The sequence below is a fragment of the Streptococcus macacae NCTC 11558 genome, assembly GCF_000187995.2.
GTDB lineage: Bacteria > Bacillota > Bacilli > Lactobacillales > Streptococcaceae > Streptococcus > Streptococcus macacae.
This window is the reverse complement of the sequence record NZ_AEUW02000001.1, coordinates 1,350,907-1,371,796: the sequence shown is the minus strand read 5'-3', so window position 1 is coordinate 1,371,796 and position 20,890 is coordinate 1,350,907. Positions and strand designations below refer to the sequence as shown.

General features: G+C 38.0%; 22 protein-coding genes. 16 read left to right on the top strand and 6 right to left on the bottom strand.

Annotation, left to right across the window (positions count from 1 at the left end; all coding sequences use genetic code 11):
• Positions 1 to 168: 168 nt before the first annotated feature.
• The 7 genes from STRMA_RS06590 (at position 169) to groL (ending at position 5,489) form a co-directional block, all read left to right on the top strand.
• Positions 169 to 606 (top strand): PTS sugar transporter subunit IIA, encoded by a 438-nt coding sequence (locus STRMA_RS06590; protein ID WP_003082430.1) that lies wholly within the window; start codon positions 169 to 171, stop codon positions 604 to 606.
• 25 nt (positions 607 to 631) lie between these two features.
• The gene (locus STRMA_RS06585) at positions 632 to 1,126 is read left to right on the top strand and encodes a PTS system mannose/fructose/N-acetylgalactosamine-transporter subunit IIB (protein WP_003080004.1); all 495 of its coding nucleotides are present in this window, start codon (positions 632 to 634) and stop codon (positions 1,124 to 1,126) included.
• Positions 1,127 to 1,388: 262 nt separating this feature from the next.
• Positions 1,389 to 2,240 (top strand): PTS mannose/fructose/sorbose/N-acetylgalactosamine transporter subunit IIC, encoded by an 852-nt coding sequence (locus STRMA_RS06580; RefSeq protein WP_003080041.1) that lies wholly within the window; start codon positions 1,389 to 1,391, stop codon positions 2,238 to 2,240.
• A gap of 1 nt (position 2,241) precedes the next feature.
• Positions 2,242 to 3,078: a PTS system mannose/fructose/sorbose family transporter subunit IID gene (locus STRMA_RS06575; RefSeq protein ID WP_003078827.1), complete on the top strand. Its 837-nt coding sequence runs from the start codon at positions 2,242 to 2,244 to the stop codon at positions 3,076 to 3,078.
• Positions 3,079 to 3,109: 31 nt separating this feature from the next.
• Positions 3,110 to 3,406, top strand: coding sequence for a hypothetical protein (locus tag STRMA_RS06570; protein ID WP_003080568.1), 297 nt, complete (start codon positions 3,110 to 3,112; stop codon positions 3,404 to 3,406).
• A gap of 129 nt (positions 3,407 to 3,535) precedes the next feature.
• Complete coding sequence (groES, locus tag STRMA_RS06565) at positions 3,536 to 3,823, top strand: co-chaperone GroES (RefSeq protein ID WP_003079393.1); 288 nt, start codon at positions 3,536 to 3,538, stop codon at positions 3,821 to 3,823.
• A gap of 34 nt (positions 3,824 to 3,857) precedes the next feature.
• Entirely contained in the window at positions 3,858 to 5,489 is a 1,632-nt protein-coding gene (groL, locus tag STRMA_RS06560) for a chaperonin GroEL (protein ID WP_003079399.1), read from the top strand.
• Between the two features lie 244 nt (positions 5,490 to 5,733).
• Here groL and STRMA_RS06555 read toward each other — a convergent pair whose 3' ends face one another.
• Positions 5,734 to 6,600: an RluA family pseudouridine synthase gene (locus STRMA_RS06555; RefSeq protein WP_003082287.1), complete on the bottom strand. Its 867-nt coding sequence runs from the start codon at positions 6,598 to 6,600 to the stop codon at positions 5,734 to 5,736.
• A 43-nt stretch (positions 6,601 to 6,643) separates the two neighbouring features.
• On the opposite strand from STRMA_RS06555, the gene pbp2a reads away from it, so the two are divergent.
• The 4 genes from pbp2a (at position 6,644) to nusG (ending at position 9,993) form a co-directional block, all read left to right on the top strand.
• Entirely contained in the window at positions 6,644 to 8,911 is a 2,268-nt protein-coding gene (gene pbp2a / locus STRMA_RS06550) for a penicillin-binding protein PBP2A (RefSeq protein ID WP_003081399.1), read from the top strand.
• A gap of 51 nt (positions 8,912 to 8,962) precedes the next feature.
• Positions 8,963 to 9,115, top strand: coding sequence for a 50S ribosomal protein L33 (gene rpmG / locus STRMA_RS06545; RefSeq protein ID WP_003081783.1), 153 nt, complete (start codon positions 8,963 to 8,965; stop codon positions 9,113 to 9,115).
• Between the two features lie 11 nt (positions 9,116 to 9,126).
• The gene (gene secE, locus STRMA_RS06540) at positions 9,127 to 9,303 is read left to right on the top strand and encodes a preprotein translocase subunit SecE (RefSeq protein WP_003080944.1); all 177 of its coding nucleotides are present in this window, start codon (positions 9,127 to 9,129) and stop codon (positions 9,301 to 9,303) included.
• A gap of 150 nt (positions 9,304 to 9,453) precedes the next feature.
• Positions 9,454 to 9,993 (top strand): transcription termination/antitermination protein NusG, encoded by a 540-nt coding sequence (gene nusG, locus STRMA_RS06535; RefSeq protein WP_003079152.1) that lies wholly within the window; start codon positions 9,454 to 9,456, stop codon positions 9,991 to 9,993.
• 150 nt (positions 9,994 to 10,143) lie between these two features.
• Here the strand turns inward: nusG and STRMA_RS06530 are convergent, their stop codons facing one another.
• The 5 genes from STRMA_RS06530 to STRMA_RS06515 form a co-directional block, all read right to left on the bottom strand.
• Positions 10,144 to 10,833 (bottom strand): DUF4956 domain-containing protein, encoded by a 690-nt coding sequence (locus STRMA_RS06530; protein WP_003081067.1) that lies wholly within the window; start codon positions 10,831 to 10,833, stop codon positions 10,144 to 10,146.
• Positions 10,826 to 11,590, bottom strand: coding sequence for a polyphosphate polymerase domain-containing protein (locus STRMA_RS06525; RefSeq protein WP_003078770.1), 765 nt, complete (start codon positions 11,588 to 11,590; stop codon positions 10,826 to 10,828). The genes STRMA_RS06530 and STRMA_RS06525 overlap by 8 nt, the downstream gene beginning before the upstream one ends.
• A gap of 211 nt (positions 11,591 to 11,801) precedes the next feature.
• The gene (locus STRMA_RS09685) at positions 11,802 to 11,969 is read right to left on the bottom strand and encodes a hypothetical protein (RefSeq protein ID WP_155812140.1); all 168 of its coding nucleotides are present in this window, start codon (positions 11,967 to 11,969) and stop codon (positions 11,802 to 11,804) included.
• Positions 11,941 to 13,239: a M56 family metallopeptidase gene (locus STRMA_RS06520; protein ID WP_003078717.1), complete on the bottom strand. Its 1,299-nt coding sequence runs from the start codon at positions 13,237 to 13,239 to the stop codon at positions 11,941 to 11,943. The genes STRMA_RS09685 and STRMA_RS06520 overlap by 29 nt, the downstream gene beginning before the upstream one ends.
• Before the next feature lie 5 nt (positions 13,240 to 13,244).
• Positions 13,245 to 13,613 carry a BlaI/MecI/CopY family transcriptional regulator gene (locus STRMA_RS06515; RefSeq protein ID WP_003079933.1) on the bottom strand — a complete coding sequence of 123 codons (369 nt, stop codon included), beginning with the start codon at positions 13,611 to 13,613 and terminating at the stop codon, positions 13,245 to 13,247.
• A gap of 377 nt (positions 13,614 to 13,990) precedes the next feature.
• Here STRMA_RS06515 and STRMA_RS06510 point away from each other — a divergent pair, with 377 nt between their 5' ends.
• The 5 genes from STRMA_RS06510 to STRMA_RS06490 all read left to right on the top strand — a co-directional run bounded on the left by STRMA_RS06510 (position 13,991) and on the right by STRMA_RS06490 (position 20,832).
• On the top strand, positions 13,991 to 15,271 hold the full coding sequence (locus STRMA_RS06510) for a DUF3114 domain-containing protein (RefSeq protein WP_115277020.1): 1,281 nt from the start codon (positions 13,991 to 13,993) through the stop codon (positions 15,269 to 15,271).
• Complete coding sequence (locus STRMA_RS06505; RefSeq protein ID WP_003082452.1) at positions 15,246 to 15,848, top strand: hypothetical protein; 603 nt, start codon at positions 15,246 to 15,248, stop codon at positions 15,846 to 15,848. Before STRMA_RS06510 ends, STRMA_RS06505 begins: the two co-directional genes overlap by 26 nt.
• A gap of 332 nt (positions 15,849 to 16,180) precedes the next feature.
• Positions 16,181 to 18,682: a leucine--tRNA ligase gene (gene leuS, locus STRMA_RS06500; RefSeq protein WP_003081358.1), complete on the top strand. Its 2,502-nt coding sequence runs from the start codon at positions 16,181 to 16,183 to the stop codon at positions 18,680 to 18,682.
• A 163-nt stretch (positions 18,683 to 18,845) separates the two neighbouring features.
• On the top strand, positions 18,846 to 19,652 hold the full coding sequence (locus STRMA_RS06495; RefSeq protein ID WP_003079078.1) for an amino acid ABC transporter substrate-binding protein: 807 nt from the start codon (positions 18,846 to 18,848) through the stop codon (positions 19,650 to 19,652).
• A gap of 337 nt (positions 19,653 to 19,989) precedes the next feature.
• Positions 19,990 to 20,832, top strand: a complete 843-nt coding sequence (locus STRMA_RS06490) for a MetQ/NlpA family ABC transporter substrate-binding protein (protein ID WP_003080488.1) — start codon at positions 19,990 to 19,992, stop codon at positions 20,830 to 20,832.
• Positions 20,833 to 20,890: the final 58 nt, after the last annotated feature.

Below are 20,890 nucleotides of genomic sequence, written 5' to 3'. Positions count from 1 at the left end.
TTATCTATTTTTCTGATTTGGCAGTAGTTGAATAATAAGAAAGAAATATGACAATTGTCAATTTATAACTGATATTTGTCAGGTATATAAAAATGACAATTGATACTTTGATAACGGTTTCACTAGTCGTAAAATAAAGGTGAATTTAAAAGAAAGTAGGTTGTACCAATGAAGTACCTATTGCTCGTTAGCCACGGAGGCTTTGCTGAAGGCTTGAAAACTTCTTTAGCGATGTTTGCTGGCGATAAGATAGATCAAGTCATTGCTGTAGGACTGGAAAATGGGAAGTCTGTTGATGATTTTGCTTTAGAATTTCGAGAAGCTTTAGCGCCGCTTAAAGAAGAAGATCGTGTGGTTGTTTTAGCTGATATTGTTGGTGGCAGCCCATTAACAACTGCATGCAGTGTTCTAGATGAACTCGGGAAGCTCGATTCAGCAGTTGTTTTAGGCGGTATGAATTTGCCAATGGCCTTAACATCTGTTGTTATGAAAGATGCACTGGAAGGTGATGATTTTGTAGGAGCTGTGTTGCCAGAAGCTAAAGCCGCTCTTCAAGAATTTAAAGTTGCTTCAGATGATAGTGACGATGAAGATGATGATATTTAATAGATAAAATAAAAGGAGATATAAAATGGCAGTTTCATTTGTACGTATTGATGATCGTATGATTCACGGTCAAACCGTGACACGTTGGGCTAAGGAGTATCCTTGCGATGGGCTGATTGCTGTCAATGATGCAGCAGCAGATAATAAAGTATTAATACAAGCTTATAAAGGAGCTTCTGATAAGAAAACATTTGTCTGGACAAAAGAAGCTTTTAAACAAAAATCACAAAAAGTGTTAGATTCTGACAGCCGCTATTTTCTGATCACGAAAAACCCTATAGATATGAAAGAGCTGCTGGTTGATCAAGGCTTTGTTCCAGGTGATGTAAAAGAAATCATTGTCGGTCCAGCCAATGATCGTCCAGGAGCTGTTAAACTTGGCAATAACCAATCTATTACTCAGGAAGAAGCAGATGCTATTGAGGCGATTGAAAAAGCTGGCTATAAAGTAAAATTCCAACTTCTGCCAGATGTTTCGATTGGTTATTGGTCAGATTTTAAGAGCAAATTCGGCTATTAAAGCTTTATATCTGTCTTGAATAACTTTTATAGTTTAAATCAGTTAAACATGGGCTAAGTATCAGTAGCGAAAAAGGTTTTGGAGTTTTTATACTCAATAAAAATCAAAAGGCAAACGAGAAAGCTAACCTTAGGTGGTGCTAAGGCAGGGCAAGGTGATGCTGACCTAGTTTGAAGTGATTGTAGAGGAGTATTAGAATTTTGTTTCCTTTACCATACGCTATTCTTAGACCCCTTCATATCTTAATAAAAGGAGAATTATTATGACAATTTCTTGGTTACAAGCTGCCATACTGGGATTGTTTGCCTGTTTATCTTCAATGCCTGGTCTTGGTGGTACAACAATTGGTAATTACACTCTGGGCCGTCCCTTAGTTGGCGGACTCGTCTGTGGATTGGTTCTTGGAGATATTAAAACAGGTGTTGTTTGCGGTGTTGCTATGCAGCTTGTTTACATTGCTCTTGTAACACCTGGTGGTACTGTTTCTGCTGATGTGCGTGCCGTATCTTATATTGGTATTCCGCTTGCAATGGTTGCTATTCATTCTCAAGGTTTATCAGCAACTTCATCAGATGCAGCTAACCTCGCTAAATCAATGGGAACACTTGTAGGAACTATTGGGACAGTTCTCTTTTATGGAACTGCTACGATGAACCTTGTTTGGCAGCATATTGGATGGCAAGCTGTTGAAAAAAGAGAATTTAAGAGACTCTATCTGGTAGACTGGGGACTTCCTTGGATTTCACATATTGTCTTTTCTTTCATTCCAACTTTGATCATGTGTAAATTAGGGGCTGATGCTGTTACTGCTCTTAAAAATGCCCTTCCAATGGATGGTATTCCAATGAAAACCCTCTTTACTGTTGGTTCGCTCCTTCCGTGTGTAGGGATCGCTATTTTGTTAAAACAAATTGTAGACAAAGCAGTTGACTTTATTCCATTCTTTGTTGGCTTCACTTTGGCAGCTTCACTTGGATTGAATTTGGTATCATGTGCGGTTATTTCTTTAATTTTTGCAACATTATTCTATGAACTTGAAACAATTAAGAATATGAGAGCTACGGCTCCAGCTGGAACTGCTGACTTTGATGACGATGATGAGGAGGACATTTAAGATGGCTCAAACTAAAATTTCAAAGAAAACATTAACTAAATCTTTCCATCATTGGTTTTATGGTAACTTAACATGTTTCTCACAAGAACATATGCAAACATTTGGTTACCTAACATCAATGCTGCCAATCGTAGAAGAGTTGTATGATAATGAAGATGACAAAGCGCGTTCTATGCAAACTTATACAGCCTTCTTTAATACAGAACCTCAATTAGGTTCACTGGTTGTGGGGATTACAGCAGGACTTGAAGAAGCGCGTGCTAATGGCGCTGATGGTGTTGATGATGAAACCATTAATGGTCTACGTGCTGGTCTTATGGGGCCAATTGCTGGTATCGGTGATTCACTTGTAGTTGGTACTTTAATTCCAATCATCTTAGGAATCGCTATGGGACTCTCTACGGATGGTTCACCAGTTGGTGCAATTTTCTATATTGTTGTTTGGAATTTGCTTGCTTACTTTGGTATGCGGTTTGCTTATTTCAAAGGTTATGAACTTGGTGATAAAGCAGTTGAAGTTTTGGTTGGCTCACAAGGTCAAGCTATTCGTAAGGCTGTTGCCATTGTTGGTGGTATGGTTGTAGGGGCTGTTGCAGCTACTTGGGTACCTATTAAAACTGCGCTAGAATTAAAAAATTCTTCTGGAAAATCCTTCTTAGTTCTACAAAAACAACTTGATGGTGTTTATCCAGGTCTTTTAACCGCTTTATTCACTGTTTTTTGCTGGTGGTTAATGGCTAAGAAAAATCTATCACCTATTAAGGTTATGCTTCTTTTAGTCGTTATTGCCTTCCTTGGTGTTGTTACAGGCTTCTTTGATCCAGGATTGAAATACTAATGTCAAAGACTCAGAAACGAAGGGAGAGATTATGTTAACGAGAGAAGAATTTATCAAAGGATATGAAAAAGAAATTGCTTATCAAAAGCATATGATTGAAAATCTAGGGCGTTGGTTCACTTTAATGTTTGTTATTGCGAGTATCGGTGCTGTTGTGATATATTCTTTCTCAGCGAATCTCATCGGCCTGATATTAGGCATTGTTCTAATGGTCTTAGGCATTTTAGCTATGCTGGTCTTTGGTTATGGAATCTACAAGGGTCGGATTAATGTCCAAAAAGTAGTTGATGACTTTGAGGAAAAGTTACACTTTTTGGAAAATAAGTAATCTCAATTCTTTCAAAAAACTTTGCTGAAAAGCAAAGTTTTTTCTTGACTATTTCTGACCAAGTGATAGAATAATAGATAAAGTTAGCACTCATCATATAAGAGTGCTAATAAAAAATGGAGGTAGCTTATGTTAAAACCCTTAGGTGACCGTCTGGTCGTAGAATTAAAAGAAGAAAAAGAGCAAAAAGTTGGAGGTTTTGTCCTTGCCGGCAGTGGACAAGAAAAAACCAAGAAAGCTCAAGTTGTTGCTGTTGGAGAAGGAGTTCGGACTCTAAATGGCGACTTAGTTGCTTTGAGTGTTCATAAAGATGATACTGTTTTAATCGAAAATCATGTTGGGACATCTGTTAAAGATGATGATAAAGATTATCTTATTATCCGTGAAGCAGACGTTTTGGCAATAATAGAAAACTAAGGTTTAGAGATTAGAAATTAGAAGGAAGTAGAAAATGGCAAAAGATATTAAATTTTCAGCAGATGCAAGAAGTAGCATGGTACGTGGTGTTGATGTTTTAGCTGATACGGTAAAGGTAACTTTGGGACCTAAAGGCCGCAATGTTGTTTTGGAGAAATCTTTTGGTTCTCCCTTGATTACAAATGATGGTGTCACTATTGCTAAAGAAATCGAGTTGGAAGATCATTTTGAAAATATGGGGGCAAAATTAGTCTCTGAAGTAGCTTCCAAAACAAATGATATTGCAGGTGACGGAACAACAACAGCGACTGTTTTAACACAGGCTATTGTTCGTGAAGGGCTTAAGAATGTAACAGCTGGGGCTAATCCGATTGGTATCCGCCGTGGAATTGAAACAGCTGTTGCAACAGCTGTGGAAGAATTGAAAGCTATTGCTCAGCCAGTTAGCGGCAAGGAAGCTATTGCACAGGTAGCATCTGTTTCTTCGCGTTCTGAAAAAGTTGGTGAATACGTATCAGAAGCAATGGAAAAAGTTGGTAATGATGGTGTCATTACTATTGAAGAATCACGCGGTATGGAAACAGAACTTGAAGTCGTTGAAGGTATGCAGTTTGACCGTGGCTACCTTTCACAGTACATGGTAACAGACAATGAAAAAATGGTAGCAGATTTAGAAAATCCTTATCTTCTTATTACAGATAAGAAAATTTCAAACATTCAAGATGTTCTGCCGCTTCTTGAAGAAGTACTCAAAACAAACCGTCCGCTTTTGATCATTGCTGATGACGTTGATGGTGAAGCACTGCCAACACTTGTTTTGAATAAAATCCGTGGTACTTTTAATGTAGTTGCTGTTAAAGCGCCTGGTTTTGGTGATCGTCGTAAGGCTATGCTTGAAGATATAGCTATCTTGACAGGAGGAACTGTCATTACTGAAGATCTGGGACTGGAATTAAAAGATGCTTCTATTGATGCTCTAGGTCAAGCATCTCGAGTAACTGTAGACAAAGATTCAACAGTTATTGTAGAAGGTTCCGGCAGCAAGGAAGCTATTGATGACCGTGTCAAACTCATTAAATCACAAATAGCTACGACGTCTTCAGAATTTGACCGTGAAAAATTGCAAGAACGCTTGGCTAAGTTATCTGGCGGTGTAGCTGTTATTAAAGTAGGGGCAGCAACTGAAACAGAACTGAAAGAAATGAAACTTCGTATTGAAGATGCTCTCAATGCTACACGTGCAGCGGTTGAAGAAGGTATTGTTTCAGGCGGCGGAACAGCCTTGATCAATGTAATGGAAAAAGTTGCTAAGCTTGATTTAACAGATGATGCTGCAACAGGCCGCAATCTTGTTCTTCGTGCTCTTGAGGAACCTGTTCGTCAAATCGCTAAGAATGCTGGTTATGAAGGCTCTGTTATTATTGATAAATTGAAACAAAGCAAAGCAGGAACAGGCTTTAATGCAGCTAACGGTGAATGGGTTAATATGATTGCAGCTGGTATCATTGATCCTGTGAAGGTAACGCGTTCTGCTTTACAAAATGCCGCAAGTGTTGCTAGCCTTATCCTGACAACAGAGGCAGTTGTAGCTGACCATCCTGAAGCTTCTTCTGATGCACCTGCAGCTCCAGGTATGGATCCAGGAATGATGGGCGGTATGATGTAACAGTCTTTTAGTTGAGCCTTTGTAAGTTGATAGCTTAAGAAATAAGACGCAATCTAAAATAAAAAAGATTGTTCAATTAAAAAATGATGAAATGAAAAGCGTGATTTTATCAATTTAGCTTTGTCGTGTCCCTAGTACAGTCAGCTAGACTGTCCAATGTAAATAAATGAGGGGAGGACCTTTGTCCTCCCCTCATTTATTATGGTCTAAAAATTACTAATGGGCTGTCAGCCATTTAAAAATTTCATTTATCTGGAATACCTTGTTTGAATGTTTTCGAACTTGCTGTTACTTTAATTTTCTCAAGAGTAAGAGGGTGTGTGAAACTTAACTGATAGGCATGCAACATAAGCCTAGGTGAGATTTTTTGTCCATAAAGTGGATCTCCTATAATGGCGTGCTTATGATGAGCAAGATGAACTCGAATCTGGTGGGTACGCCCTGTTTGCAAATGGCATTTGATAAGACTGGAGTTAGCATAATGCTGCAATAAGGTTACTTGAGTAATGGCTTTCTTGCCGTACTGAGAATTGACAATCCGTTTTCGAGGATCATGGCGGTCTCGTCCGATTTTATCTGTATAAGTACATCTTGTCTTGAGAAAACATCCTTGTACTAAAGCCCAGTATTCACGTTTTATTTGTTTCTTTTCCAGCATGCGGTTGAGTATGGGAAGGATGAAAGGATTCTTGGCAAAGACGACAGCACCGCTGGTTTCCTTATCAAGTCGGTGAACAACATAGCATGTTGTTCCTGCATAAGCAGAAACATGATTGAGAAGGGCGATTTCATTAGGCTGGTTAGCATGGGTTTTCATCCCTTCTGCTTTATTGACAATGATAAGGTGCTCATCTTCATATAGGCAGTCTACATATTTTTGATTGCCCAAAGAAATATCTTTTTGTGGATAATCATCATCCTCAAAAGTTAATTCCACGAGATCACCTTTTTTTATAGGCGTTTGCCAATTAATGGTTTCTCCGTTTATCGTGATGTTTTTTTTGATTCGCAGGAAGTGTCTGATTTTTCTTGGAATGAGCAAATAGTCTTCGAGTAATTCTTTGACCGTTTCAGCAGAGTAAGGATTTTGAATTTTTACAGTAAAAGTCATGGTTTTATTATATCATTTTCCTTAAAATTGATATAATAGGGCTATGAGTATTTTTGAATTATTAAAAAAGAAGTTTTTTCCAAATACAGATAAAAAAGAAAGTACTGAAGAAAAAAGCGATTTAGAAAATAGAGATAGCCAAGAAAAAGATACTTCAAGCCATCTTTATCATAGAAGACATGATGAGGAGCCTGCTGGAAAGTTTCATCTGCTGCTCAATAAAGTGGGGCTCTCCCGAAATGGCTTTATCCGTAGGTATTGGCGCCGATATAATGTTGGTAAAATTCTTTTGATTGCTGTGGGAATTTTTGTTCTTTTAGTAGGTTCTTATCTTTTTTACCTCGCTAAAACAACCAATGTCGCTGACTTGAAACAAGCCCTTAAGGCAACGACTGTCATTTATGATAAAAATGAACATCAGGCAGGCTCGCTTTATGGACAAAAAGGGACTTATGTTGAGCTGGATGCTATTTCAGATGATTTAGAAAATGCAGTGATTGCTACAGAAGATAGAAGTTTCTATAAGAACAGCGGGATTAACTATAAACGGATGCTTCTGGCAGTGGCGACTTTTGGAATCTCTGGAGGAGGCTCAACGATCACCCAGCAGCTTGCTAAGAATGCTTTTTTGACGCAGGATCAAACCATTAAAAGAAAGGCACGCGAATTTTTCTTAGCACTTGAATTGACCAAGAAATACAGTAAAAAAGAGATACTGACAATGTATCTCAATAATGCTTATTTTGGGAATGGTGTCTGGGGAGTTGAGGATGCTAGTCAGAAATATTTTGGGACTTCGGCCAGTCAGCTAACGCTGGATGAAGCAGCTACTCTCGCTGGCATGCTTAAGGGACCAGGAGTTTACAATCCGCTTTATTCTACTCAAAACGCCACCAACCGCCGTGATACCGTTCTTCAAAACATGGTAGCAGCTGGTAAAATTTCACAAAAACAGGCAGACAGTGCTAAAAGTGTTGGTATGGCTAATCGGATCAATGATACTTATGAAGCTAAAACAGATGATTACAAGTATCCCTCTTATTTTGATGCCGTTATCAGTGAGGCTAGTTCTGTTTATGGGATTAGTGAAAAAGATATTGTTAATAATGGCTATAAAATTTATACAGAATTAGATCAAAATTATCAATATGGTATCCAGCAGACTTTTGATCAAACAGGACTCTTTCCGACATCGCCTTCTGACAATACAACAGCTCAGGCAGCTAGTGTAGCACTTGATCCTAAAACTGGCGGAGTCAGAGGTTTAGTTGGCCGAGTGAACAGCACTAAAGATGTTACCTTTAGAAGTTATAACTATGCAACTCAGTCTAAACGAAGCCCAGGCTCTACCATTAAACCATTGGCTGTTTATACACCAGCTATTGCTTCTGGCTGGTCTATGAATGAGACCTTGCCAAATAAAACGAGAGATTTTGACGGCTATAAACCAAGCAATTACGGTGGAATTGAAACGGAAGATATTCCCATGTACCAAGCTTTAGCCAATTCTTATAACGTTCCTGCTGTCTATACTTTGGATAAGCTTGGGATTAACAAGGCCTTTACATATGGGAAGCAGTTTGGTCTAAATATGGATTCTGCTAAAAGAGAGCTTGGAGTTGCTTTAGGCGGGGGAGTCACAACAAATCCGCTTGAGATGGCTCGTGCTTATGCTACTTTTGCTAATGATGGGGTCATGCCGACGGCTCACCTTATCACACGTATTGAAACAGCCAGCGGCAAGATTCTTAAAAAATTTACAGCAAAAGATAAGCGTGTTATCAGCAAATCTGTTGCGGATAAAATGACTAGTATGATGATGGGTACCTTTTCTAATGGAACAGGTGTAAATGCCAATGTCTACGGTTATACTTTAGCTGGTAAAACAGGAACGACAGAAACTGATTTTAATCCTAATCTTTCAAGCGATCAGTGGGTTATTGGCTATACTCCTGATGTTGTCATTAGTCAGTGGCTAGGCTTTAATAAAACAGATCAGAATCACTATTTGAATGATTCCAGCTCAGGAACGGCTTCTAATATTTTTAGTACACAGGCCAGCTATATTCTTCCTTATACAAAGGGGACTTCATTCAAAGTGAAAAATGCCTACTTACGAGACGGTATTGGATCTGCTTATGACCCTGATGATAAGTCAAATGAGACAAATTCAGATTCGCAAAGTATTATTGACAGCGTTAAAGAGAAAGCTAAAAAAGCAACCGATTCGATTAGAAATAAAGTGGATGACTCAAATATTGTTGACAAAGCTAAGAAGTTTTGGGATGGCGTGGTTCGCTATTTTAGATGATTTGCAAGAATCATAAAAGCGTGATAAAATAAAAAAGCTATGGGAGGCATTATGGCACAAAAAAAAGCAAGCCTGGCTTGTTCAGAATGCGGGTCTCGCAATTATTCTATTGGAGTAAGCAGCAGCCCAAAACCTAATAGGCTGGCTGTTAATAAATATTGCAAACATTGTAAAAAGTATACTTTACATAAGGAAACACGTTAGGAGAGAAAGTAATGAAATTTATTGCAGGTGTTTTTTCAGTTTTGAAAAATACAACATGGCCTACACGCAAGCAAGCTTGGCATGATTTTATTTCCATCCTTGAATACTCAGCTTTTTTTACGGTCGTTATTTTTATCTTTGATAGACTGTTGAGTTTAGGCTTGGCTGAATTATTAGCACGTTTTTAATAGAAAGAAGGCAAGGGTAAAACTGCTCTATCAAGTTTGCCCTTGCTTTTTTTCATTAAAATAAAATTATTGCTTTTGTTATTTTTATGTTATAATAACTTTGAAAAGTCCAAAAGCCGCTTAGGCTTTTTTATAGTGAAAGGAAAAATTATGTTAGATTCATTTGATAAAGGTTGGTTTGTTCTCCAGACGTACTCGGGCTATGAAAATAAAGTTAAGGAAAATCTTTTGCAGCGAGCTCAGACTTATAATATGCTGGATAATATTTTACGTGTGGAAATTCCGACTCAGACGGTAAATGTTGAGAAAAATGGTAAAACAAAAGAAGTTGAGGAAAATCGTTTTCCTGGATATGTGCTGGTTGAAATGGTTATGACCGATGAAGCCTGGTTTGTAGTGCGTAATACACCAAACGTCACTGGGTTTGTTGGTTCCCATGGGAACCGTTCAAAACCAACTCCGCTTCTTGAGGAAGAAATCCGTTCTATTCTTCTTTCGATGGGGCAAACTGTTGATATTATTGATACTAATATCAAAGAAGGCGATGTTGTTCAGATTATTGACGGTGCCTTTATGGGACAAGAAGGACGTGTCGTTGAAATTGAAAATAATAAAGTTAAAATTATGATCAATATGTTTGGTTCAGAAACACAGGCTGAGCTGGAATTATATCAGATTGCAGAACTATAGCAACTAAAAAGCCCTGTAACTTACTGTTAGATTTTGTGTAGCTAACTTTAAGATACAGGGCTTTTAAATCTTTTTCCTTATCAATCCCTAAACATTTATGAAAATGGGCTGTGCTGGCTATAAATGTTTGGCGATTTGTTAATGGATTTTCTATAAAATCTTCTTCTTTTTGGCACTAGTGTCCAAAGAAATTTCAATATCGGGATCATAGGCGGTGATATCATGGATAAGCCCTGTATCGCTGATATGAGGTCTAAGTTCTAAGTCATAATCCATCTGGATCTTGCTGTCTTTATTATTGTTTTGGATGAATCTGAGATTAGCTTCTCGGCAGTTTCTGTCTAAAATCTTCTCTAAAATAGGTGTATAGTCTGTGTGATTGTTGGGAACCGTAATAGTCGCCTGGCGTCTGCTTGTGCTGACCTGAACAAAAGCTGAATTTTCATACAGCCATAGCACTAGCAGCAAAACAAGGGTAAACAGAATAGCCAAGACTAAAAATCCCATACCTGTTGCAATGCCAATAGCTGTAGCGAAAAAGACATAAAGGATTTCTTTAGCTCCGCCAGCAGCAGAGCGAAAGCGGATCAAACCAAAGGTTCCTGCAACAGCAACACTGGTTCCTAAGCTGCCGTTAACCAGAAAAATAATGATAGAAATAAGGACAGGCAGAGTTGCCAGAGTAATGATAAATTCTTTTGTATAGATCGTTTTATATTTGTAAGCTTTGGCTAGCAATAAACCTAGGAGAAGACTGATGATTAGAGATAAAATAAACATATCAGGGTTAATGCTGATACTACGGTTTGAGAAGACACTTTTAAATAGTTGACTAAGCATTGGAGATAGTCTCCTCTCTAATAGCTTCAGGTGTTAATCCATAAGCTTTTAAATAAGCAGTTGTATACTTTGAAAAGGGCTGTGGGACTAGATGATATTTATTGAAGATTTTTTCCATCCATAGAGGAAGGTCATTTTTTACTTTAACTTCCATAATCATTTTGCCGTCCTGTAAAAGTGGGTTTCCTTCCAATCCAGAGGTTAAATTGACCTCTTCTTTACGATAAACAATATCACGATCAAAGGTGACTCTAACTTTAGGATCTTGAATCCCTTTTAGTGAAAAACGTTTGTAATGGATAAACATTTTTGGAAGCAGTTTTTGATAACGCTGCCGTAAGACAGCCAGTTCATTATTTACTCTGTCATCTTGTTTAATATTATCATCTGCTATACCGTATTGAACATAGTTGCAAATGGACATAGGATTAGAAGTCAGCCGAAATTTATAACCTATCTCCTGCTCGCCCCTATGCTCTTTTTTTTTGATTTCTAAAAAGACTTGGCTGGTGAGGGAAGGATTGGGGTCGTAAGTGCGCATCCTGATTTTTTCGTTGCCATGGAGATGGTTGATGGAGTCTTTAATAATTTGAAAGTTAGGGCTGTCAAAATAGATATTAGTGATAACCGAATGAGAGAACTTATCAGGGACTAGATACTCCATGAATTCTTTTTGCAGTTGCTCACAGATTTCAGGTTTAATGAGATATTTAATTTCTCTTCTTTGGAATTCTTTTTGAATGGATTTTGCCGCCATAATTGCCCTTCTTTCTATTTTTCTCTTTTAATGAAATACTTAAATGCACGGCAAACTTTCTCTAATTTAGGGTTATGAGGGGATAAATGAAAGGAGAGGTTTTGTTTGCCATGCAAGTTAAGTACCAGATGTTCTTCTACAAATGTAGATAACATCTTTATTAAAATTCTACACTTGTCTTTAATAACTGTCAATGTCTATGTTTGAATTTTTAAAGAACAGTAACATTTTTAAACTGATTATCATAATTAAAAGCAGATGAAACTTGGATATTTGCGGCACAAATAAAAAGAGAGGCAAACTTTGCTATAGGAGTAACAGTCTGCCTCTCTTTATGTTTATTGGGATTTTTAATCATCATTATTGTCTTCTTGTTCATCAGCCTCATTTTCATCATCAGCCTCCTTAGAAGGATTTGATTTATATGAGGGATTAGTAACGGCTCCAGTAGCGGGATTTGTTGCTGGCGGAGCTGTCGGCTGAGGAGCTTCTGATCTAGGAGGAGGAGCAGCTGCAGTGCTAGCGTTTGAAGTAGCCGGCGGGGTTTGTTTGTTTTTGGTATTTTGGGGCTTGCTGCTATGAGAAGAGGAAGTGGTATCTTGCTTTTTATTAACTATTTTATGATGCTGAGCTGTTCTGTGCGGGACAGGGTCTTTCTCAATGCTTGTTGCAAAAGCAAAAACAGAATTAGAAAAAAGTATAATAAAAATGGAAGCCATAAGGGTTAGATAGGATAATCGCTTCATGGGATTGTGGATATCTAAAATGGCTATTAGGCGATGCTGTAGATTCATTTTAGATTCAAAGAAACAAGTAGATAAGGCAATCGATTTAGGTTCACCGTTTTCAATAAGACTGAGAATAGTCTTTCCATAAAAGCGGCGGTAATTTAAGTTTTTTCCGCGTAGAACAGACTCATCGCAAAGAATCTCTCCTTCTTCCTGAATAACACGATTAGCAAACCTTATGATGGGGTTGAACCAATGCAGACTGGCTGTAAGAATCATTAGTAAATTAATGAAAAGGTCACGGTGCTGATAATGGGTTAATTCATGTTCTAAGACGATTTCCATTTGCTGGTCAGAAAATTCTTGGTTGGGAAGTAGGATGACAGGCCGGCGCAAACCTGTAAGCATGGGACTTTTAATAAAAGCACAGCGGATGAGCTGTATCTGTTTATTTTTGATCTGCATGCAGTCCATAAGGTCTTCAAAACGCTGTAAAATTTGCCTGTCTGTTATTTTTTGACCGGTTCTTTGGATCAAGCGGCGGAGTTTGAAGTATTGAACAGCATGGCGTATAAGAAAAAGGAGACTGCCTAATAACCAAAGCAGGAAGAAAGCATAAAGCAGCATTTGAGCTGCTGGTAAGCTCTTGTCTGCTTGACTTGCTTTCGTGACGGATGCTGCAACGGTATTTATGGCTGTCGTGTGTTGAGTAATGCGCGGTAAGGTTAAGGTAAAAAAGACATTTCCCAGCAAAGGTCTAATAGGCAGTAAGAGGCATAAAAGGATAAGGATCCAAATCGAATAACGCGTTCTAGACGACATCAGCCGTGGAAAGGCTCGTGAGATAAAGGCGAACAAAACCATTAAAAAAGAGATAGTAATACTTGTTGTTACTAAGGATAAAAAAATGGAAATTATCATAGAAATCACTCCTCAAGCAAATGACGTAACTCTTCCAGCTCTTCAGCTGAAACATCATTGGAGGTGAAAAAAGTACGGACTAAGGAACTAATGGAATTTCCCTTATAGCGTTTCATAAAGTTATCTGTTTCTATAGCTAGATAATCGGCTTCGCTGATAATAGGTGTATAAAAGCGTTCTTTTCCTTTACGTTCGCTTTCTAAAAAGCCTTTATCTGCCAGACGTTTTAGTAAGGTTAAAACGGTTTGAGGCTTCCAGCCCCTATCATTTGGCAAATGTTTCATAATATCATGTGTGCTTACAGGGAGTTCTGGACATTGCCACACAGCTTTCATTACAAGAAATTCAGTATCGGGTAATCTTTTTTGGCTCATAGAGAAAGTCCTCTCTCTTTATTATATATTATAAATAGTTATTGACTGTTTCTAAATATAATTCTACAAGCGTCTTTTCTCAATGTCAAGCTTATCTCTTTGCTCTCTTGCTTCATTCTAGAAGACTTCGCCCTTTGATAAGATCATTGCGGTGCTTGATTTGATCTCAGCTATTATGAAAAACGATCGAATACTTGGCGATAGAACTCTCTTTATAGTCAGTCTCTTCATTGTCAAAGTTGTTAAGATCAGTCGAGTTCAATTGGTAGAATTTGCAAACTGGAAATAAATAACGGGTTAGCTTACAGCTTTATTGGTGGGATTCATTTTAAAGGCAGCAGCTTTTTTTATGGTGTCCTTTTTGTTACAATCATTTTATGAAGAAATCTAGGATGGTATTTTGGAGTATTTTCCTCTGTTTTGGACTGCTTTTGCGGCAGCCAGCAGCTAATGTCGTTGAAAAAAAGCCCTATCAGGATTTAGAAACTTATGTGAACCGACTAAAGCAAAACCTATCAGCAGCAGAGAAAGCAAGCATACGTCAGCAGCTGCAAACAGAAATAGGTGATTTACAAAAACTCGGCTGGAGCAATCAAGCCATTCAAAGTATTTTCTTGAAAAGGCCGTCTGCTACGATAAGGGCTTCTCAGATTGCAGCTGTTTTTGACAAACGTTTTAAGACCATCAAAGTTTTAGGCAGCTCAGATTTTCAAAAAATGTGGGAAATTGAAGGGAAATCAAAAACCCGGTCTGCTGCAAAGAGACAGCTCAAAATCGCGGTCAATACGGCAGGTATGCCTAAGGAAATATCAGTCAGCAAAAAAGAGTCTGCTAGACTCATCAGCCATTTTTCAAATGATATAGAACCTAATGATGACTTTTGGAAGTTACTGGCAGAAGCTGTTCAGCGCGCCTTTCCAGATCGAAGCTTAGCCCGGGCAGGTGATTTAGAGCAAAGAGTGCATCAGCTGCGTTATGTCATTTCTGCCCAGCAAGCACAATGGGTGCGCCATACTTATCGAAAAACAGGTATGACAGATGCCCAAGCTCTAGCTCATTACATGAAAGATATGGATGAAACCAATAATTTTTTCGAAAAAATCGGTGTTGATAAATCTGACTATTATTATAATTATAATTTTGGAGAATCCTCCCGCCTGCACAACAAAGTTGCTGTTTTTAGCGATTCACTAATGAATAAAATGAAGTATTATCCTGATGGCAAGGATCAGGTTAATTTTAAAATTGTTATGAATTTCTATAGTGAATTTATCCTTAATGAATCAGGCCATTTTGTCAATGTCTTGGATCCTGAAGTGACAACTGAAAATGGTGTGATTAATGGTGCTAGTTTTAACTATGCTAATGAAAATAACAGCCAGCACCGCTATTTAGATATTTATCCTGTGCGTTTGCATGATCCCAAATTTCGCCGAACATTTTTACAGAAGTATCAGGCTATTTTTAAAGCGCCGAATAAAGTGAAACAATCAAGGTTCTCTAATCGTCAGCTGCGTTGGGAAGATAGCTATTTTAACAAAAATGGCCACTATGCTAAAGATGGCAGCAGCAGTTTTCAAAGAGTTGGTAAGGCGATTAGGGCTTACAAAAAATTGGTGAAGGAAAATAAGTATGACAAGAAGAATGAAAAAAATTAGTCTAGGATTGTTCGTCCTTGCTCTATCAGGCGGGTTGGCTTATTTTTTATGGTCTGGTTTTTATAATCAGCCCGTTTCAGAAATAGCACTGAATCAGACCTATGAAGGCTATGATAATTTTAAATTGTTAAAAAATCATCGATGGGTCATGCTGATAAATGATAGCAATTATAAATCTGAAGATGAGCTGGAAGATGAACGCATGGACAATTACCCCAATGAAGTCAATCCAGAGCTGACCTTCTTGGAAGGAACCTACAAGAAGAACAATAATAAGTATTATTTTCGCCTGCTCAAGTCAGCGACTGTTACTTTTAAGTCTGTTAAGGACGTCAAAAAAAGGAAGATTTTCAAAAGACAGATTGAAAAGATTAAAAGTCCAGCTTATCCATCTGAACCCCTTTTGGTAAAGCAAAAGGGCACCTATGTTTACAAAGACGTTTATACAGAAGAAACTAAAAATGGCAAGAGAAAAAAAGTTGTTAAAGACATTGATGTTTATCGCTCAACTGTTAACTTGCCCAACTCTACAGAGCAATTTTTGAAAAATTACCATAAGGTTTCTAAGAAGCAGTAGATATATCATTGAAGTGAGGCTAAATCTCAGTAAAACGATATAGGCTAGTAGCAGCAAAGCTTTTGGGATAGGCTGATTGACGCTGTTCGTTTTAGGCTTAACCCTTGTACTGTTTATGGACTGCTTTAGTTTAGCAGTTGCTGTTGATGGCTATTTTTGTCTTTTGATTTTTAGGTTAGAGTCTTGAAATTAAGAGTGCGAGGGAAATTGATGTCTGCCAAATCACGATTGCGTTTTACTTTTTTGCTGAAAAACTCAGTGATTTTTTCATGTTTTAAAACACTTTTGAAAATGCTATAATAAAATAGCAATACTATATTTTGGAGAATACTATGGTTTATTATAATCACAAAGCAATTGAGGAAAAATGGCAGAAATTCTGGGATCAAAATAAGACTTTTAAAACTGGCGAAGATGCTTCAAAGCCAAATTTTTATGCCCTGGATATGTTTCCTTATCCTTCAGGAGCTGGACTTCATGTAGGGCATCCAGAAGGCTATACGGCAACAGATATTCTTAGCCGTTTTAAGCGTGCTCAAGGCTATAATGTCCTTCATCCCATGGGTTGGGATGCTTTTGGTTTACCTGCTGAACAGTATGCTATGGACACGGGAAATGACCCAGCTGAATTTACAGCTAAAAACATTGAAACCTTTAAACGCCAGATTAAATCTCTTGGTTTTTCTTATGACTGGGATCGTGAAATTAATACAACAGATCCTGATTATTATAAATGGACTCAATGGATCTTTACAAAGCTTTATGAAAAAGGTTTAGCTTATGAGGCTGAAGTCCCTGTAAACTGGGTAGAAGAGCTAGGAACAGCTATTGCTAACGAAGAGGTGCTGCCAGATGGGACTTCAGAGCGCGGCGGCTATCCAGTTGTCCGCAAGCCTATGCGCCAGTGGATGCTGAAAATAACGGCCTATGCAGAACGTTTATTAGAAGATTTAGAAGATCTTGATTGGCCAGAGTCTATTAAAGATATGCAGCGTAACTGGATTGGCAAATCTACCGGCGCTAATGTGACTTTTAAAGTTAAAGATACAGATAAGACCTTCACGGTCTTTACAACTCGTCCTGATACGCTTTTTGGGGCAACTTATGCCGTTCTTGCTCCGGAGCATGAACTGGTGGAAGCTATTACAAGCCAAGAACAGGCTCAAGCTGTAGCTGATTATCGCTATCAAGCCAGTCTTAAATCAGATTTAGCACGTACAGATCTGGCTAAGAAAAAAACGGGTGTCTGGACTGGCAGTTATGCCATAAATCCTGTCAATGGCAAAGAAATTCCAATTTGGATTGCAGATTATGTTCTTGCTAGTTACGGGACCGGGGCTATCATGGCTGTACCAGCACATGATGAACGAGACTGGGAATTTGCTAAGCAGTTCAACCTTGCTATTCTTCCTGTTTTAGAAGGAGGCAATGTATCAGAAGCTGCTTTTACAGAAGATGGACCGCATATTAATTCAGACTTCTTAAATGGTCTCACTAAAGAAGCGGCTATTGAGAAGATGATCTCTTGGTTAGAGGCGCATGGTGTGGGCTGTAAGAAGGTGACTTATCGTTTGCGTGATTGGCTCTTTAGCCGTCAGCGTTATTGGGGAGAGCCTATTCCGATTATTCATTGGGAAGACGGGACCTCAACAGCTGTCCCTGAAAGCGACTTGCCGCTTGTTTTACCAGTTACGGGAGATATCAAGCCTTCTGGTACTGGAGAGAGTCCGCTGGCTAATCTAACAGATTGGCTGGAAGTGACTCGAAAAGATGGTGTTAAAGGACGCCGTGAGACAAATACCATGCCTCAATGGGCAGGATCGAGCTGGTATTTCCTTCGCTATATTGATCCCCATAATAAGACAGAACTAGCCAATAAAGAGCTGCTCAAACAATGGCTGCCGGTGGATATTTATGTCGGCGGTGCTGAACATGCGGTTCTTCATCTGCTTTATGCACGTTTTTGGCATAAATTTCTTTATGATTTGGGTATCGTACCAACCAAAGAACCTTTTCAAAAATTATTTAATCAAGGTATGATTTTGGGGACAAGCTACCGTGATCACCGCGGAGCTCTCATTGCAACAGATAAGGTAGAAAAGCGTGATTCTTCCTTCTTTCATAGTGAGACAGGTGAAGAATTAGAGCAAGCACCGGCTAAGATGTCTAAATCACTTAAGAATGTTGTAAATCCTGATGATGTGATAGAACAATACGGTGCAGATACGCTTCGTGTTTATGAAATGTTTATGGGGCCTTTAGATGCTTCAATAGCTTGGTCTGAAGAGGGATTGGAAGGAAGCCGCAAATTTCTTGATCGTGTTTATCGCCTGATCACTTCTAAAGAATTTGTTCCTGAAAACAATGGCCATTTAGATAAGGTTTATCATGAATCTGTTAAGACAGTGACTGAGCATTTAGAAGCTATGCGTTTTAATACAGCTATTTCGCAGCTGATGATTTTTGTTAATGCAGCCAATAAAGAAGAGCAGATCTTTGCGGACTATGCTAAAGGATTTGTTCAGCTGCTGGCACCATTTGCACCGCATTTAGCGGAGGAGCTTTGGCAGAAGCTGACGCAGTCTGATCAGTCTATTTCTTATGTATCTTGGCCATCTTATGATGAAAGCAAGCTGATTGAAAACGAAGTTGAAATTGTCTTGCAAATTAAAGGAAAGGTTCGATCTAGAATCTTTGTTCCCAAGGATACTAGCCGTGAAGAACTTGAAAAAATAGCTTTGGAAGATACCAAAATTCAGACTGAAATAGCAGGTAAGACCATTGTTAAAGTGATTGCCGTACCAAATAAATTAGTTAACATTGTCATCAAATAAGAGTAGGCTGAAAATGATCTTTTAGGATCGTTTCAGCTGCTCTTTTCTTTTTAAACTCAGTTAAAATGTGATAGAAAATAGTTATCAGCTGATAGAAATTATATAATAGGCAAGGTTATCGATAAGTGATAAGATAGAAATAGTTAAGTTTAGGAGGAAAGCTATGAAATTAAAAACCATTTTAAAAATCGGTGCTGTTGCGCTGGCCTCAACATTATTATTAACCGCCTGCAGCTCAAAGTCGTCTAAAAAGAAAGTTGTTCTTACAACTGTTGGAACAACGAATCCCTTTTCTTTTGTAAAAGACGGAAAATTAACAGGTTATGACATTGAAGTAGCAAAAGAGGTTTTCAAAGGTTCTGATAAATATAAAGTAGAATATAAAAAGACAGAGTGGAAAAGTGTCTTTTCAGGGCTTGATAGCGGCCGTTTCCAAATCGGAGCAAACAATATTAGCTATACCAAGGAGCGTGCTAAAAAGTACCTTTACTCCAATCCAACTGCCTCAAATCCTATGGTATTAATCGTGCCAAAAAATAGTGCCATTAAATCATACGATGATATTGCAGGCCACTCAACACAAGTTGTTGCTGGTAATACCAGTGAAGTTTTGCTGAAAAAATTTAATGCTAAAAAATCAGGATCAGATAAAGTTAAGATAAACTATACAGATGAAGATTTATCTAAGCAGATTCGCAATGTCAGCGACGGCCGTTATGATTTTAAAATTTTTGAAAAGATTTCAGCTCAGACAATCATTAAACAGCAAGGTTTAGACAATCTCAAAACAATTGAGCTTAGCTCTGCGCAAAAGCCATATATTTACTTTATTTTCTCTCAGGATCAAAAAGATCTGCAAAAATATGTTAATAAGCGTATTAAGAAACTTTATGATAATGGGAAGCTTGAAAAACTGTCACAAAAATACCTCGGCGGAAGCTATCTGCCTAATAAAAAGGATATCAAATAATAGGGCTTATTTCTGACCAAGAAAGAAAGGAGAAATTCAGTATTGTCCTTTTCAACTGCTCATTTTAAAGTTGAAAAGAGGCTCTAGCTTTTTTGGCAGACTATATAAGACAGATAAAAGGAGAGCTTTTTTCTGTACGATCTTTCAAAAAAGGGACCTAAACGCCCAATTTTTGGAGATGCGTTCACTCTGCTCTCCTTTTATTGTAGCTGCAGTAGATCCCGCTCTTGAAACGGTTATAGCTAATACCTATAAGGCTGTCTTTGAAATAACAATTTGATAGCTAGAAGGAAATATGAGAAAATGAATTTACTTTAATTAAAAAGGAGAAACAGCAATGAGAATAAAGAAATATTTAGGAATTTTAGGACTAGCTATTGCAGCGGTATTTTTCCTTGCAGCCTGCGGTCAAAAAAACGATAAAAATACATTGACTGTCGGTGTTATGACAATGACATCATCAGATAAGGCACGTTGGGATAAAATTTCAGAACTTCTTAAAAAAGAGAATATCAAATTGAAATTTAAAGAGTTCACAGATTATTCTCAGCCTAATAAAGCTTTAAAAAATGGTGAAGTTGACGTCAATGCCTTTCAGCATCGTAATTTCTTAAATGACTGGAACAAAAAGAACCATGGCAATTTGGTGACGGCTGCTGAAACCTATATCAGTCCAGTTAATCTTTTCCCAGGAACTGAAAACGGCAAGGCTAAATATACAAATGTTAAAGAAATTCCAGATGGCGCTCAAATCGCTATTCCCAATGATCCAACCAATGAAAGCAGAGCTCTTTTCCTTCTTCAGGCTGCTGGTTTGATTAAATTGAAATCTTCAGCAGATACTTTGGCGACCAAAAAAGATATTAAATCCAATCCTAAAGATTTAGATATCAAGGAAGTTGATGCCAGCCAAACAGCACGCAATTTATCATCTGTTGATGGAGCTGTTGTCAATAATAGCTATGCCGTTCCTGCCAAACTTGACTTTAAGACTTCTCTCTATAAAGAAAAGGTAACAGCCGATTCTAAACAGTGGGTGAATATTATTGCTGCACAAAAAAATTGGAAAAAATCTAAAAAAGCTGCAACAATCAAAAAGTTAATTAAAGCCTATCACACAGATGCTGTTAAGAAAGTTATTGAAAAAACAGCAAAAGGTGTGGATGAACCTGTTTGGTAATGACAACATAATAAACATCAGGGCGTGTTCAAAGCGCCCTTTGATTTATAATGGGGAG

Bases quoted from the DNA above. Each gene is read 5' to 3' on its own strand.
- STRMA_RS06590 (WP_003082430.1), top strand. From the start codon at position 169: ATGAAGTACCTATTGCTCGTTAGCCACGGAGGCTTTGCTGAAGGCTTG.
- STRMA_RS06585 (WP_003080004.1), top strand. From the start codon at position 632: ATGGCAGTTTCATTTGTACGTATTGATGATCGTATGATTCACGGTCAA.
- STRMA_RS06580 (WP_003080041.1), top strand. From the start codon at position 1,389: ATGACAATTTCTTGGTTACAAGCTGCCATACTGGGATTGTTTGCCTGT.
- STRMA_RS06575 (WP_003078827.1), top strand. From the start codon at position 2,242: ATGGCTCAAACTAAAATTTCAAAGAAAACATTAACTAAATCTTTCCAT.
- STRMA_RS06570 (WP_003080568.1), top strand. From the start codon at position 3,110: ATGTTAACGAGAGAAGAATTTATCAAAGGATATGAAAAAGAAATTGCT.
- groES (WP_003079393.1), top strand. From the start codon at position 3,536: ATGTTAAAACCCTTAGGTGACCGTCTGGTCGTAGAATTAAAAGAAGAA.
- groL (WP_003079399.1), top strand. From the start codon at position 3,858: ATGGCAAAAGATATTAAATTTTCAGCAGATGCAAGAAGTAGCATGGTA.
- STRMA_RS06555 (WP_003082287.1), bottom strand. From the start codon at position 6,600: ATGACTTTTACTGTAAAAATTCAAAATCCTTACTCTGCTGAAACGGTC.
- pbp2a (WP_003081399.1), top strand. From the start codon at position 6,644: ATGAGTATTTTTGAATTATTAAAAAAGAAGTTTTTTCCAAATACAGAT.
- rpmG (WP_003081783.1), top strand. From the start codon at position 8,963: ATGGCACAAAAAAAAGCAAGCCTGGCTTGTTCAGAATGCGGGTCTCGC.
- secE (WP_003080944.1), top strand. From the start codon at position 9,127: ATGAAATTTATTGCAGGTGTTTTTTCAGTTTTGAAAAATACAACATGG.
- nusG (WP_003079152.1), top strand. From the start codon at position 9,454: ATGTTAGATTCATTTGATAAAGGTTGGTTTGTTCTCCAGACGTACTCG.
- STRMA_RS06530 (WP_003081067.1), bottom strand. From the start codon at position 10,833: ATGCTTAGTCAACTATTTAAAAGTGTCTTCTCAAACCGTAGTATCAGC.
- STRMA_RS06525 (WP_003078770.1), bottom strand. From the start codon at position 11,590: ATGGCGGCAAAATCCATTCAAAAAGAATTCCAAAGAAGAGAAATTAAA.
- STRMA_RS09685 (WP_155812140.1), bottom strand. From the start codon at position 11,969: ATGAACAAGAAGACAATAATGATGATTAAAAATCCCAATAAACATAAA.
- STRMA_RS06520 (WP_003078717.1), bottom strand. From the start codon at position 13,239: ATGATAATTTCCATTTTTTTATCCTTAGTAACAACAAGTATTACTATC.
- STRMA_RS06515 (WP_003079933.1), bottom strand. From the start codon at position 13,613: ATGAGCCAAAAAAGATTACCCGATACTGAATTTCTTGTAATGAAAGCT.
- STRMA_RS06510 (WP_115277020.1), top strand. From the start codon at position 13,991: ATGAAGAAATCTAGGATGGTATTTTGGAGTATTTTCCTCTGTTTTGGA.
- STRMA_RS06505 (WP_003082452.1), top strand. From the start codon at position 15,246: ATGACAAGAAGAATGAAAAAAATTAGTCTAGGATTGTTCGTCCTTGCT.
- leuS (WP_003081358.1), top strand. From the start codon at position 16,181: ATGGTTTATTATAATCACAAAGCAATTGAGGAAAAATGGCAGAAATTC.
- STRMA_RS06495 (WP_003079078.1), top strand. From the start codon at position 18,846: ATGAAATTAAAAACCATTTTAAAAATCGGTGCTGTTGCGCTGGCCTCA.
- STRMA_RS06490 (WP_003080488.1), top strand. From the start codon at position 19,990: ATGAGAATAAAGAAATATTTAGGAATTTTAGGACTAGCTATTGCAGCG.